The organism is Rhizobium sp. SEMIA 4085, assembly GCF_013004495.1.
GTDB lineage: Bacteria > Pseudomonadota > Alphaproteobacteria > Rhizobiales > Rhizobiaceae > Rhizobium > Rhizobium gallicum.
This window is the reverse complement of record NZ_JABEPH010000011.1, coordinates 21,833-36,347: the sequence shown is the minus strand read 5'-3', so window position 1 is coordinate 36,347 and position 14,515 is coordinate 21,833. Positions and strand designations below refer to the sequence as shown.

At 59.4% G+C, this 14,515-nt stretch carries 12 protein-coding genes and 1 pseudogene; 10 read left to right on the top strand and 3 right to left on the bottom strand.

All coding sequences use genetic code 11. The features are described 5' to 3' along the window. The 9 genes from C9413_RS32635 to C9413_RS02530 form a co-directional block, all read left to right on the top strand. Positions 1–225 (top strand): hypothetical protein (locus C9413_RS32635; protein WP_210263382.1); only part of this gene is annotated, 225 nt, incomplete at its 5' end. Then, on the top strand, positions 222–1,382 hold the full coding sequence (locus C9413_RS02565) for an acyl-CoA dehydrogenase family protein (protein ID WP_040116043.1): 1,161 nt from the start codon (positions 222–224) through the stop codon (positions 1,380–1,382). The genes C9413_RS32635 and C9413_RS02565, both read left to right, overlap by 4 nt. A gap of 4 nt (positions 1,383–1,386) precedes the next feature. Beyond that, a complete protein-coding gene (locus tag C9413_RS02560) occupies positions 1,387–3,441 on the top strand; it encodes an acetate--CoA ligase family protein (RefSeq protein WP_040116044.1) in 2,055 nt (684 codons plus the stop codon). A 6-nt stretch (positions 3,442–3,447) separates the two neighbouring features. Next, a complete protein-coding gene (locus tag C9413_RS02555; protein ID WP_040116045.1) occupies positions 3,448–4,230 on the top strand; it encodes a carnitinyl-CoA dehydratase in 783 nt (260 codons plus the stop codon). A 120-nt stretch (positions 4,231–4,350) separates the two neighbouring features. Beyond that, positions 4,351–5,940, top strand: coding sequence for an ABC transporter substrate-binding protein (locus C9413_RS02550; protein WP_040116046.1), 1,590 nt, complete (start codon positions 4,351–4,353; stop codon positions 5,938–5,940). Between the two features lie 96 nt (positions 5,941–6,036). After that, positions 6,037–7,044, top strand: a complete 1,008-nt coding sequence (locus C9413_RS02545) for an ABC transporter permease (protein ID WP_040116688.1) — start codon at positions 6,037–6,039, stop codon at positions 7,042–7,044. Then, complete coding sequence (locus C9413_RS02540; RefSeq protein WP_040116047.1) at positions 7,041–7,868, top strand: ABC transporter permease; 828 nt, start codon at positions 7,041–7,043, stop codon at positions 7,866–7,868. The genes C9413_RS02545 and C9413_RS02540 overlap by 4 nt, the downstream gene beginning before the upstream one ends. After that, positions 7,861–9,492, top strand: coding sequence for an ABC transporter ATP-binding protein (locus C9413_RS02535; protein ID WP_170250165.1), 1,632 nt, complete (start codon positions 7,861–7,863; stop codon positions 9,490–9,492). The genes C9413_RS02540 and C9413_RS02535 overlap by 8 nt, the downstream gene beginning before the upstream one ends. A gap of 63 nt (positions 9,493–9,555) precedes the next feature. Next, the gene (locus C9413_RS02530) at positions 9,556–11,559 is read left to right on the top strand and encodes a CocE/NonD family hydrolase (protein WP_170250164.1); all 2,004 of its coding nucleotides are present in this window, start codon (positions 9,556–9,558) and stop codon (positions 11,557–11,559) included. Between the two features lie 2 nt (positions 11,560–11,561). Here C9413_RS02530 and C9413_RS02525 read toward each other — a convergent pair whose 3' ends face one another. Together C9413_RS02525 and C9413_RS02520 are read right to left on the bottom strand one after the other, a co-directional pair. After that, positions 11,562–12,458, bottom strand: coding sequence for an alpha/beta hydrolase (locus C9413_RS02525; protein ID WP_040116050.1), 897 nt, complete (start codon positions 12,456–12,458; stop codon positions 11,562–11,564). Positions 12,459–12,551: 93 nt separating this feature from the next. Beyond that, a complete protein-coding gene (locus C9413_RS02520) occupies positions 12,552–13,028 on the bottom strand; it encodes an Lrp/AsnC family transcriptional regulator (RefSeq protein ID WP_040116051.1) in 477 nt (158 codons plus the stop codon). A gap of 102 nt (positions 13,029–13,130) precedes the next feature. Here C9413_RS02520 and C9413_RS02515 point away from each other — a divergent pair, with 102 nt between their 5' ends. Then, the gene (locus tag C9413_RS02515; RefSeq protein ID WP_040116052.1) at positions 13,131–13,676 is read left to right on the top strand and encodes an alpha/beta hydrolase; all 546 of its coding nucleotides are present in this window, start codon (positions 13,131–13,133) and stop codon (positions 13,674–13,676) included. Positions 13,677–13,762: 86 nt separating this feature from the next. On the opposite strand, the pseudogene C9413_RS02510 reads toward C9413_RS02515, so the two are convergent. Then, a pseudogene (locus C9413_RS02510) lies at positions 13,763–14,467 on the bottom strand (transcriptional regulator NanR). Positions 14,468–14,515: the final 48 nt, after the last annotated feature.

Below are 14,515 nucleotides of genomic sequence, written 5' to 3'. Positions count from 1 at the left end.
TCAGAGCTGTCTATCGTGTTTTCTCTGGCGAGTAAGCGTTACACCCTAAAAGCCACCGCTCAGTGGCCGGCCGGCGCGGTCAGTTGTGTAAAAGAGAACGACGCGCCCCCCGCCGCAGCTGGGGTGCTTGAGAAAGCCGGGTCCATCGCCGCTGCCCATGCCGCTCTCCCCCGTCCTGAAGGAGCCGGCCGCCACGTCGGTCAGAAGCGTTGGGGTACGTCATGAACTTTGCTCTCAACGAAGAACAGGAGATGATCGTCAAAACGGTCCGCGGCTTCGTCGAAACGGAAATCTATCCGCACGAAAACGCCGTCGAGCGCACCGGCATCGTCGCGCCTGAACTTGGCCAGGCGATCCGGCGAAAGTGTATCGAACTCGGCTTTTACGCCTGCAATTTTCCTGAAGAGGTTGGCGGCGCCGGGCTCGACCATACCACTTTTACTCTGGTGGAGCGGGAACTTGGCCGCGGCTCGATGGCCCTGACGGTCTTCTTCGGTCGTCCCTCGGGTATTCTCATGGCCTGCGAAGGTGACCAACGGGACCGGTATCTGCTGCCGGCTGTGCGCGGGGACCGGATCGACGCGCTTGCAATTACCGAGCCGGATGCCGGTTCGGACATGCGCGGCATGAAGTGTGCGGCCCGCCGCCATGGGAGCGATTTCATTCTCAATGGCACGAAGCATTTCATCTCGCATGCCGACGTCGCCGATTTCGTCATCGTCTTTGCCGCAACCGGCGAGGAGGAGACACAGAAGGGAACGAAGAAGAAAATTACGGCCTTCCTCGTCGACCGCGGCACGCCTGGCTTCGAGATCCTCAAGGGTTATGATTCCATATCGCACCGCGGCTACCACAATTGCATCTTGAACTTCACCGATTGCCGGCTTCCCGAGAGCCAGGTGCTGGGCGGGATCCATCGCGGTTTCGATATCGCCAATGAATGGCTCTACGGAACGCGACTGAGCGTTGCCGCCACCTGCGTCGGACGGGCCCGGCGCGTCTTCGAGATGGCCCTTCCCTACGCTGCCGAGCGCAGGCAGTTCGGCAAGCCGATCGGGGCCAATCAGGGCGTTTCTTTCAAGCTCGCGGACATGATCACCGAGATCGATGCGGCCGATTGGCTGACGCTTGCTGCAGCCTGGCGGCTCGATCAGGGTTTTGGCGCCAACCGCGAGATCGCCTCGGCAAAGCTCTACGCTTCCGAAATGCTTGCGCGCGTAACGGACGAGGCCATCCAGATCTTCGGCGGGATGGGTCTGATGGACGATCTGCCGATTGCCCGTTTCTGGCGGGATGCGCGGGTCGAGCGCATCTGGGACGGCACTTCCGAGATCCAGCGCCACATCATCAGCCGTGAGCTGCTGCGGCCATTCGGAGCATGAAACGATGACCCAGCGCTCGCTCGACCGCCTGCTCAGACCTCAAACGATCGCTGTCTTCGGCGGTCGCGAGGCGCATCGGGTTATCGAGCAGTGCGACCGAATGGGGTTCGGTGGAGACGTCTGGCCGGTCCATCCGAAACTCGAAGAGGTTCATGGACGGCGCTGTTATCGTTCGATCCTGGAACTGCCCGCCGCGCCCGATGCCGCTTTCGTCGGCGTCAACAGAATCCTGACACTCGACGTTGTCAGAGATCTTGCTGCAAGAGGAGCAGGCGGTGCGGTCTGTTACGCGTCGGGCTTTAGCGAGGCGGCCGGCGAATTGGCCGACGGTGCCGATCTTCAAAGGCGCCTGCTGGACGCGGCGGGCGACATGCCGATCCTCGGGCCGAACTGCTATGGTTTGATCAACGGTCTTGATGGCGCATTGCTCTGGCCCGACCAGCATGGGATGCAACGTGTCGACCGCGGCGTTGCAATTCTTACCCAGTCTTCAAATATCGCGCTCAACCTGACCATGCAGACGCGCGGCCTGCCTATCGCCTATCTGGTCACGGTCGGCAACCAGGCGCAGACGTCACTTTCAGACGTCGCCTACGCGCTGCTCGAGGACCCTCGCGTCACCGCAGTCGGGCTTTACGTAGAGGGTTTCGGAAATCTGCCGGTGCTCCAGGACCTCGCGCTCCGAGCACGCGAGCTGAAAAAACCGGTCGTCGCGCTAAAGGTCGGGAAATCCGAGCAGGCGAAACGAGCGACGGTTTCACATACCGCTTCGCTTTCCGGCAGCGACGCGGTCGCCGATGCCGTTCTTGGCCGTCTGGGGATCGGCCGTGTCGGCTCATTGCCGGAATTGCTGGAAACGCTAAAACTCCTGCATGTCGCCGGACCGCTTACCGGCAATGCGATTTCCGCGATGAGCTGTTCAGGTGGCGAAGCGTCGCTGATGGCGGATGCCGCCGTCGGTCGCGCCTTAGAATTTCGCCCCTTGCGGCCTTGGCAGCTGGCGCCCCTTCGCCTCGCGCTCGGCCAAATGGTCACCCTTTCCAATCCCTTGGACTACCACACCTTTGCGTGGGGCGATCTCGGTCGCCAGACGGACGCTTTTACGGCAATGTTTGACGGCGGCTATGCGCTCAATCTCGTCGTGCTTGATTTCCCGCGGACCGACCGATGCGATGCTACCGACTGGACGACGACGGTCGATGCGATCGTTGCCGCTTCAGCCTCCACCGGTGGACTTGCAGGCGTTGTCGCGACGCTTCCCGAGAACATGCCTGAAGATCGTGCCGTCAGCCTGATGGCGAGGGGCGTCATACCTTTTTGCGGCATTTTCGAAATGCTTGCGGCAACCGAGATCGCAAGCCGAATCGGTCGGGAATGGAGCGTTCCGCCAGAGCCATGCCTTCTCGACGTGCCGCAAGTCGAAGGCGAGATCGAAACGTTGGATGAGGCCGATGCAAAGGCCGCGCTCTCGGCCTTTGGCGTTCCCGTCCCTGCCGGTGTCGTTGCGAATTCTCCGCAAGAGGCGATGGAATGCTCGCAAGGGCTCGGCTATCCCGTCGCGCTCAAGGGGCTCGCCATTGAGCACAAGACCGAGGCGGGTGCGGTGGCGCTCAACTTAAAGGACGCGAAGGCGGTATTCGACGCAGCCACATCAATGAACGGCACCAAGGCATTCCTGGTCGAAAAGATGGTGGAGCACAGCGTCGCAGAGCTGATCATTGGAGCAATACGCGATCCTGTCTTCGGATTGACACTCACAGTCGGTTCGGGCGGAATTTTAGTGGAATTGCTTGAAGATTCCGCCATTTTGTCACTTCCAACGACCAGAACGGCGATAACGGAGACGATTTCGCGCCTGAGGATCGGAAAATTGATCAACGGCTATCGTGGCCGGCCAAAAGGCGACCTCGAAGCGGTTGTCTTCGCTGTCGCAGCAGCGGCAGATTATGTCGTAAAGAATGCCGCGCGTCTGGAGGAACTGGACATTAATCCATTGATGGTTCTTCCTGAAAACAAGGGCGCTGTCGCGGTCGACGCCCTCATACGGCGAAGGAGGTAGCAGAAGTTGAGCAGCTCCATTCGCACGAGACGCGACGGCGGGATTTTCGAGGTCATCATAGACCGGCCGAAAGCGAACGCCATCGATCTTGCAACGAGCCGCGAGATGGGCGTTCTTTTCCGCGATTTTCGAGACGATTCAGCCCTGCGCGTAGCAATCATTTCCGGAGCCGGCGAAAAATTCTTTTCCGCAGGCTGGGATCTCAAGGCGGCAGCGGCAGGCGATGCCGTCGATGGCGACTACGGCATCGGAGGCTTCGGCGGGATCCAGGAACTGCGCGATCTTAACAAGCCGATCATCTGTGCGGTCAACGGCATCTGTTGCGGCGGCGGACTGGAGATTGCCCTTTCGGCGGATCTGATCGTCGCGGCTGAACATGCGACCTTCGCGCTGCCGGAAATCCGCTCGGGAACGGTTGCGGATGCAGCTTCCGTCAAGCTTCCCAAGCGCATTCCCTACCATATCGCAATGGACATGCTCCTGACGGGACGCTGGCTCGATGTCCACGAGGCCCATCGCTGGGGCTTCGTTAACGAGGTCGTCGCGGCCGACAAATTGATGGACCGTGCATGGGCACTTGGCCGCCTACTCGAAAGCGGACCGCCGCTTGTCTATGCCGCAATCAAGGAAATCGTGCGCGAAGCGGAGGGAACAACGTTTCAGACTGCCATGAACAAGATCACGAAACGGCAGCTTGCAACAGTCGATGCCCTCTATTCGAGCGAAGACCAATTGGAAGGCGCGCGGGCTTTCGCGGAGAAGCGAACCCCAATGTGGAAAGGAAAGTGACGAGGCGGCGGCAACCGCCATTTTCCCGCATGATCTCGGGCAGCGCAGGCGGAAGAGGAAACCGCATGCCGCCAATTGCCCGAAAGTTCTGTCAACGGATCAAGAAGAAGGAACAGGGGAATGAACCGCTATACGAAATATCTCACAAGTCGCGTAACCTCCGGTGGACTGAGCCGCCGCGAATTCATCGGACGTGCCATGGCAGCAGGCATTACGCTGGCTGTTGCCGATAAGCTTTTTACTGAAAGCGCACATGCAGCGGAGCCGAAGCGTGGCGGTCATCTGAAGCTCGGCCTCGAAGGTGGGGCGGCAACCGATTCCAAGGATCCCGCAAAATTCCTGTCGCAGTTCATGTTCTGCGTCGGCCGCTGCTGGGGCGATATGCTGGTTGAATCCGATCCGCTGACGGGGGCTGCAGTCCCTGCGCTTGCCGAATCCTGGGAGCCGTCGAAGGATGCGGCGACCTGGACCTTCAAGATCCGCAAGGGCGTCAAATTCCACGACGGCAAGGAATTGACAATCGACGACGTCGTCGCGACGCTGAAGCGCCACACGGACGCCAAGTCCGAATCCGGCGCCCTTGGCGTGCTGGGATCGATCAAGGATATCAAGGCGGATGGCGGCAATCTCGTATTGACGCTGAGCGAAGGCAATGCCGATATGCCTCTGCTGCTCACCGACTATCACCTGGTGATCCAGCCAAATGGCGGCAATGACGATCCGCTCGCCTCGATCGGCACCGGCCCCTACAGGCTGACGAGCTTCGAGCCGGGTGTTCGCGCAACTTTCGAGAAGAACAAGGACGACTGGCGTTCCGACCGCGGTTATGTCGATTCTATCGAAATCATCGGCATGAATGATGCTACCGCCCGTATCGCAGCGCTGTCATCCGGCCAGGTACACTACATCAATCGCGTCGATCCGAAGACGGTCGATCTTTTGAAGCGCGCACCGAACGTGGAGATTTTGTCGACCTCCGGCCGCGGCCACTACGTCTTCATCATGCATTGCGATACCGCGCCGTTCGACAACAATGACCTGCGCCTTGCCCTGAAATACGCCATGGATCGAGAAGCCATGGTCAAGAAGATCCTTGGTGGTTATGGCAAGCTCGGCAATGATTTCCCGATCAACAATACCTATGCGCTGTTTCCCGAGGGCATCGAGCAACGTGCGTATGATCCCGACAAGGCGGCATTCCATTACAAGAAGTCCGGTCACAGCGGCTCTGTTCTGTTGCGCACCTCCGAGGTGGCCTTCCCCGGTGGAGTCGATGCGGCCGTTCTCTATCAGGAAAGCTGCAAGAAGGCGGGCATCGAGATCGAGGTCAAGCGCGAGCCCGGCGACGGTTATTGGACCAACGTCTGGAACGTCCAGCCCTTCTCGACGTCTTATTGGGGCGGGCGGCCGACGCAGGACCAGATGTATTCCACCGCCTATCTGTCGACAGCTGACTGGAACGACACACGCTTCAAGCGGGCGGATTTCGACAAGCTGCTGTTACAGGCGCGCGCCGAACTCGATGAGACCAAGCGCAAGGACATGTACCGGACGATGGCGATGATGGTGCGTGACGAAGGCGGGCTCATCCTGCCGATGTTCAACGACTTCGTGAATGCTTCCACCAAGCAGGTAAAGGGCTATGTTCACGATATCGGCAACGACATGTCGAACGGTTACGTCGCGACCCGCGTCTGGCTGGACGCCTAGCGCGTGAAGGGGTTAACGCCCCTCATCTCTAACGCAGCCAGGACCGTGGGAATGCACCCCGCGGTCCACCCGACGTTTCAGCACGAGGCCATCGCCATGTCCAATCCTCCGTCAGGTCACATCTTACCCGGCCTGAGGTTCAAGCAGCGTTTTCCTCTGCTTGCCCTTATTCTCGAGCGCTTCGTGCTCAGCATCATCCTGCTCTTTGCCGTCTCCGTCGTGATCTTCGGAGGCCTGGAAGCACTGCCCGGCGATTTCGCGACAACCTATCTCGGCCAGTCCGCAACCCCTCAAGCCGTCGCCAATATCCGTCAGGAACTCGGGCTGAACCGTCCGGTAACGACGCGCTATTTCGAGTGGCTCGGGGATGCCTTGCGGGGTGACTTCGGCTCGTCGTGGGCCAGTAAAAATTCCGTCGGCGAGCAGATCGGCAAGCGGCTTGGCAATTCACTCTTCCTTGCAGGCTTCGCTGCCGTCATCTCGGTACCGCTTGCCGTCGGTCTCGGTATGCTCGCCGTCCATTTCCGCAACCGTCTGCCGGACAAGATCATAAACATCATCTCGCTGGCGGCGATTTCGCTGCCTGAATTCTTCATCGGCTATCTCCTTATCCTTTTCTTCGCCGTCAAATTCGGCGTCGCGACCTTTCCGGCGACCGTCTATGAAAGCATGGGCCTCGTCGACCGACTTAAGGCGATCGCCCTGCCCACGGCGACCCTCGTTCTCGTCGTTCTGGCCCATATGATGCGAATGACGCGCGCTGCCATCCTTTCCGTTATGTCTTCAGCCTATATGGAAACTGCCGAGCTCAAGGGGCTCGGTGCCTTCCGATCAATCGTCAAGCACGCAGCCCCCAACGCGCTGGCGCCGATCATCAATGTCGTGGCGCTCAATCTTGCCTATCTCGTCGTTGGCGTCGTGGTTGTCGAGGTCGTCTTCGTCTATCCCGGCATGGGTCAGTATATGGTCGACGCTGTCACGGTTCGCGACATGCCGGTCGTGCAGGCCTGCGGCCTCATCTTCGCTGCCGTCTATATCTTCCTGAACATGGTGGCCGACATCCTCGCCATCATCGCCAATCCGCGACTGAGGCACCCGCGATGAGATTGCGAAATGTTCCCATCACGGCCTGGATCGGTATGTTCGGCATTGCCGCCGCCTTCATCTGCGCGATCTTTGCGCCCTTGCTCGCCCCCTATGGCGAAACGGAAGTGGTCGGCAACGTCTGGCAGATAGCCGATGGCCAGTATTTCTTTGGGCTCGACAACCTCGGACGTGACATCCTCTCACGTCTGATCTTTGGCGCCCGCACGACGCTGTTTGTCGCCCTTGCCGCGACGATCATCTCCTTTTCGCTCGGCATCATCTTGAGCTTCACAGCGGCCGTCTCGCGCGGATGGATCGATATGGTCTTCTCACGATTCAACGATCTGATGATGTCGATCCCGACGCTGATCTTCGCGCTCGTCGTTCTCGCCGTGTTGCCACAGAACCTGATCGTGCTGATTGTCGTGATGGCGATTCTCGATTCCACCCGCGTTTACCGGCTCGGTCGGGCGGTCGCGCTTGATGTCGCCGTCATGGACTTCGTCGAAGCCGCGAAACTGCGTGGCGAAGGCAAGACCTGGATCATCTTCCGCGAGATCCTGCCAAATACGCTGACACCACTGCTTGCCGAATTTGGCTTGCGTTTCGCCTTCTCGATCCTGTTCTTGTCGACGCTTTCTTTCCTCGGTCTCGGCATTCAACCGCCAGCGGCCGATTGGGGCGGCATGGTCAAGGATAACAAGGACGGCATCATCTTCGGAATATCTGCAGCCCTTGTTCCCGGTTCGGCGATCGCGGCCCTTGCCGTCTGCGTCAATCTCGTCGTGGACTGGCTGTTGAAACGTACGTCCAGCCTCAAGGGAGGGCGCGGCGATGCCTGAGCTTCTTTGCGTCCGCAATCTGAAAATCGAAGCGACCAGCTATCCCCCCGGCGAGCCGCCGAAGCGCGTGACGATCGTCGATGACGTGTCCTTCGACCTGAAAAGGGGCAAGGTTCTTGGCCTCATCGGCGAATCCGGCGCGGGCAAATCGACGATCGGGCTTTCTGCCCTGGCCTATGGTCGAGGCGGTGCAGAAATTACAGGCGGCGAGGTTCGTCTCGACGGCCAGAATATTCTTGCACTCAACACGGACGGTATCCGCCGGATCCGCGGAGCGCGTGTCTGCTATGTCGCACAGTCGGCGGCGGCCGCTTTCAATCCCGCACACCGGCTTGGCGATCAGGTGATCGAGGCCGCGGTGAAACATGGGCTCGTGACCAAAGAGGAAGCGAAGGAAAGGGCAATGTACCTGTTTCGGGTGCTTGGCCTGCCGAACCCGCAGACCTTTGGGGATCGCTTTCCCCATCAGGTCTCCGGCGGCCAGCTGCAGCGCGCCATGACGGCCATGGCGCTCTGCCCCAATCCCGAACTCATCGTCTTTGACGAGCCGACGACAGCGCTCGACGTCACGACCCAGATCGATGTCCTTGCCGCTATCAAGCATGCGATCGAAAAGACCCGCACGGCAGCACTCTATATCACCCACGACCTCGCCGTGGTTGCTCAGATTTCCGACGACATCATGGTGCTGCGCCATGGAAAGCAGGTCGAGTATGGCAGCGTGCAGCAGATCATCGAGGCGCCGCGGCAAGAGTATACGCGTGCCCTCGTCAATGTGCGGCAGGCTGTTCGAGAAGAAGCACCCGACCAGTCAGATACGCTCTTGAAGGTCGACCATGTCAGCGCTGAATATTCCAACGGCTTCAAGGTACTGCACGATGTCTCGCTGCATGTTCCAAGGGGCCAGACGCTTGCCGTCGTCGGCGAATCCGGTTCCGGAAAGTCGACGCGTGCGCGCGTCATCACCGGTCTTCTGCCGCCAAGCGAGGGCAAGGTGTATTTCAACGGCAATGCTTTGACGCCGAATGTCAAAAGTCGCTCGCATGACGACCTGAGGCGCATCCAGCTGATCTACCAGATGGCCGACACGGCGATGAACCCGCGCCAGACCGTGCGCGACATCATCGGCCGGCCACTAGCGTTCTATTACGGCCTGCGCGGGGCAGCCAAGACCGCTCGGGTCAAGGAACTGCTCGAGCAGATCGAGATGGGCAGCGGCTTCATCGATCGCTACCCGGCAGAGCTTTCAGGGGGGCAGAAGCAACGTGTCGCCATTGCGCGGGCACTTGCCGCAAAACCGCAACTCATACTCTGTGACGAGCCCACTTCAGCGCTCGATCCGCTGGTCGCAGAAGGCATCTTGAACCTTCTTCTGCGGCTGCAGGAAGATACGCAGCTTTCCTACATCTTCATCACCCACGATATCGCCATCGTGCGGGCGATCGCCGACAGCGTTGCAGTGATGCATCGCGGCAAGCTCGTCCGCTTCGGACCAAAATCCAAGGTGCTCTCCCCGCCATTCGACGACTATACCGATCTCTTGCTCAAATCCGTACCCGAGATGGAAATCGGCTGGCTTGAGCGGGTGCTCACCACACGCAGGATGGAGAGCGCCGGCAACTGAATTCAGGGGGGCGGGTTGTTCTTCTAGGTTCACCATTCCCCCGCATTTGCTGACCAGGACACCATGACCGAACGCGGCTTCACGACCATCGAAAACCATTGGATCGCCCTCAAGGACGGCACGCAGCTTGCCGCGCGCATCTGGATGCCTGACGACGCGGTGGCCGATCCCGTTCCGGCAGTCTTCGAGTTCCTGCCTTACCGCAAGCGCGACGGAACCAGCCTTCGTGATGAATCGACCTATCCCGTCTTCGCCGCTGCGGGGATTGCTGGGGTACGCGTCGACATCAGAGGGTCAGGCGAATCCGACGATGTCATCGACGGCGAATATACTGAGCTCGAACTCGCCAACGCCTGCGAACTGATCGCTTGGATCGCTGCTCAGCCATGGTCGAATGGTTCTGTCGGCATGATGGGTATCTCCTGGGGCGGTTTCAACAGTCTCCAGGTCGCAGCCCTTCGCCCGCCGGCTCTTAAAGCGATCATCTCCATCGCTTCGACGGTCGATCGTTTTAACGATGACATACATTACAAAAACGGATGCCATCTTTCGGCTCAGCTTTCCTGGGCGGCAACCATGCTCGGTTATCAATCGCGCCCGCCGGATCCTGCAATCGTCGGCGACCGCTGGAAGGAAATGTGGCTGCAGCGCCTTAAGCGCGAACCCTTCTTCATGGACGAGTGGCTCAAGCATCAGCGCAAGGATGACTTCTGGCGTCATGGCTCGATCTCGGAAGATTTTTCCCGCGTCGACATTCCCGCACTGGTCATCGCCGGTTGGGCCGATGGCTACCGCAATACGCCGCTGATGGCGGTGGAAGGTCTGGGCGGCAAGGCGAAGGCGCTCATCGGGCCCTGGGTTCACAAATACCCGCATTTCGCCTGGCCAAAGCCACGCGCCGACTTTCACGGGGAGGCAATCGCCTGGTGGAACCGCTGGCTGCGTGGCGACAAAAACGGCGCCGATGCGCTGCCGCAGGTGCGCGCCTATATCCTCGACGCCATCCGGCCGGCGCCGCGCCGCGATTTCGACCCTGGCTTCTGGATCGCCAAGGATGTCTGGGAGCCGCCAAAGATGCAGTGTTTTTATGTCGAGCAGTTCGGCCGGCTGACTGAGGGGATGCCGATCCCCCAGGCGCCGGAGCATCGCCTCCATCTCCGTTCACCGCTCGATACCGGCACTGCGTCAGGCGAATATTTCACGCTGAAGCCGGATGCGGAGATGGCTCTCGACCAGCGCGGCGACGATGCGGGGTCACTCGTTTTCGAGACCGTGCCGATTGCCGAAGACCATGACTATCTCGGCCGGCCGGAAGTTACTCTGTCTCTTCGCTCAGAGGCGGCGACCGCCAATCTTTGCGTGCGTCTGGTCGATGTTCATCCCGATGGGACAGCGACACGCATCTCGTTCGGCGTGCTCAACCTTGCTCATCGTGACGGCAATGCCGAGCCGGAACCGCTGAAGACGGGAGAACCGACCACGGTGCGCGTCGTCCTTGATGCCTTGGGCTATCGCGTCGGCCGCGGTCACCGCATCCGCCTTTCACTCTCGACTGCCTATTGGCCGCTGATACTGCCGCCTCCGGAAGACGCTGGCGTGAGCATCGATACAGCTTCGATCGGCCTTGCGCTTCCCAAACTCGGCGACCATCAACAGATCGAGATGAAGGCGCCTGAGGATCCTGATCCACTGCCGAAGTATATCGAGCACGCTCCTGCTGCCACGAAAAGACAGGTCGTCCGTGATCTGTCCGGCAATTTTACCCATTATCAGATCCATGAGGACACCGGTCTTTTCGAGCATCCCGAGACTGGGCTTTCGACACGGCAGCTGAGGCAAGAAGTCTGGTCGATCGCGCCCGACGATCCTCTCTCGATGACCGGCACTTCCACATGGACATTCGACATGCAGCGCCACGGCTGGTCGATCCGCACCGTGTCGACGGCCAGGATCTCCTGCACTAAGACGAGTTGGATGATCAGCGCCGTTGTCACGGCCTATGAAGGCGAGGCTCAGGTCTTCGAAAAGATCTTCGCAGAAAAGCAGATCCCGCGGGACCTGATGTAATGTCATGCTGCAGCAAAGCGGCTGGCGGCCTCGCACACTGCCCGAAAGCCGATGCGGGCTCCATCGCTCATATGACGCGCTCTTAGCCAGGCGTGTACCAATTGCGGCTCTTCGCGGAACCAGACCTCCACACCGGCCATTGCAAGCTTGGCCGCGTAGTGGCGGCCATCGTCGCGCAGCGGATCGAAATGAGCGACGGTGATGAAGGCGGGCGGCAGCTCCGCAAATGAGGCGGCGGCAAGGGGTTCGGCGACGGGATCGCCTGGCGGAGCCTTCAGGCTTGCGCGGTAATAGGCGACGTCCGACGTTCTCAGCCCCGGTGCATTTTCCATTTCAATGAAGGAACCGGATACAAGGTCTCCACCAAGCGTCGGATAGATCAGCACCTGGCCGGCAATGCCGAGCAATCGCTGCTGCTGCGCCCTGATCGCCAATCCAGCGGCGAGATTGCCGCCAGCACTGTCGCCGATCAGCACGACCTGCCTGTCTGAGACGAGCAGGTGTTTCAACACCTCGAAACAATCATCCGTTTGCGCCGGCCATCGATATTCGGGCGCAAGGCGATAATCGACCGAAATTAGCTCGGCACCGGCAAAATCGGCAATCTCTGCGCAGATCGCATGATGGCTCTCAAGCGATCCCACCACAAAGCCGCCGCCATGCAGATAAAGCAGGACGGTCTCTGTCCTGATCGCCTTCGGCCGATAATGCCGTATCGCAATCCGGTCGAGAACGCGGGCATCCTCAGTCGTCAGGCCCTCCGGCAGGGGCTGGTCGAAACCCACACAAAGAGCATCGTACCATTGCCTTTGCTGGGAAATGGGAGCAGCCACCGCATCAGCGGGATAGAAGCTGTCACAGATTGCAAGGAACTGCGTAATCCCTTTCTCTGTCGGCATCGGTTGATGCACGGGCGTACCTCTTCTTGGTCGACGTTGCGTTCGTTTTTTTGCACTCGCGAAATACGCCTGATCGGCTTTGTGCTGGAATTCCTAAACCTGCTGGATCAGTGTGCGCCCGATGAATTTCGGCGGCTCGTCGCGCAAAACGAGGGACGTTGTGACCGCTCCGAACCGCGCGATCGAATCCACAATCGTTGCGAGGTCTCCCGGTGACGGGACCAGAACCTTCAAGAAAAAGCAGTCCTCTCCCGTCAGCCGCAGCACTTCTATAATATGTGGCATTTCGGAAAATTGCTTCAAACATGCGCGGATGTGCTCGTGCGTCGTACGAAGGCGTACGACCGCCATCATTCCCAATCCTAGCCGGGCGGCATCGATACGTGCTCCGTACCCAGCGATGATGCCACGTTCTTCCAGCCGCTTTACCCTCTCCGACGTCGCCGGTTGAGACAATCCAATCTTGCGCCCAAGTTCCGAAATCGCAATCCGTCCGTCCTCCTGCAATGCTTCAATGATGGCGATATCGGTCGGATCGAGCAGGAAGCGTCCGTTTTGGGCAGGTGGCATGCTTTGACCGTTAGTTCATCGGAAATCGGATGTGTTTTCCGATGATTGCCTATTCCAGAGACAGATGGAAGACGCCATCTTCCCGACGTGAAAGGAGAAATCATGGCCGACATCATCATTCTGCCCGGTATTGGAGGATCAGGGGAGACACATTGGCAAACGCATTGGGAGCGGACAAATCCCCGAGCGATCCGTTTTCAACCGAGGAGCTGGGATAGGCCGGATTTACCGGACTGGGCCGCGGCGCTGGAGCGAACCGTCGCCGCCACGAAAAATGCGCCGCTGCTGGTGGCGCACAGCCTGGCGTGCCTTCTGGTCGTCCATTGGCAGCGCGTTTCTTCTCTTCCCGTAGCAGGCGCCTTCCTTGTGGCGGTTCCCGATCCGCAGTCCGATGCCTTTCCAGCGGAGGCTGCCGATTTCACCAACCCACCGGAAGGCAGGCTCCGTTTCCCCTCTCTCGTCATTGCAAGTTCCGACGATCCTTATGGCAAGATTGAACATGCCCGCATGCGGGCGGCCGAATGGGGCAGCCACATTGTCGAGGTCGGAGCACTCGGCCATATCAACGGCCGCAGTGGGCTTGAGGACTGGCCGAATGGGCAAGCCTTGTTCCAGGCATTTGCCGAAAGCATTCCCAAGAGAGCATGAGCAAGCGACTGCTGCCGATTGGCGGCTCGAGCGAAACTTCATCCGCAAGGCCTCGCAGACCATAGTGATGGAGCCACGTGAGTGAACTACTTCGTGTAGAGGGCCCGCGAGCGTTCGAGATGCTTCAGAACCGCTGCCTCGGCACCATCGGCGTCGTTTGCGGCAAGCCGCTCAAGAATTTCCTCGTGCTCGACCAGTGTAAGCTTTTCCTTGCCGGTCCAGATGAGCATTTCGGTGTGATATTCCTTCAGCCATGCGAGCATTGCCTCACTCACTGCGACGAATATCGGATTGCCGGAAATCTGAGCGATGCGCGTATGAAAATGCATATCCGCGGCAATGAACTCTTCTGCGTGTCCCAACGCGCGGCGCTGGCGGTCGATAATGTCGCGAAGCGCGTCGACGTCGCTCTGCTTGGTACGTTGAGCGGCCTCCCGCGCCATGCCCCGTTCGAAGAAAATTCGGGCGCTCTTCAGATGCTCCAGAGAATCGGCCGACTGGGACAGCATGATCTTCGCTGTCAAATCGACCTGACGGAAGATTGATTGCGCCGTCAGTTGCAGTACCTTGGCTCATTCACCATGGGAAATGTTCACGAGCCCCTTATTGGCAAGTGACTGCATCGCTTCGCGGATTGCAGGACGACCAACGCCAAAGCGCTCCATGAGAACGCGTTCGGACGGCATTTCATCCCCAGGCTGTAGTTCGCCTGACGTAATCATCCGCTCGAGTCGATCAAACACTTCGTCGGACAGTTTCCGGCGGACGATTTGTTCGATGGGATGTGTCATAAGATCTCGCTGGCTCAAAATGTCTCCTCCTACCATCTTCCATGCCGA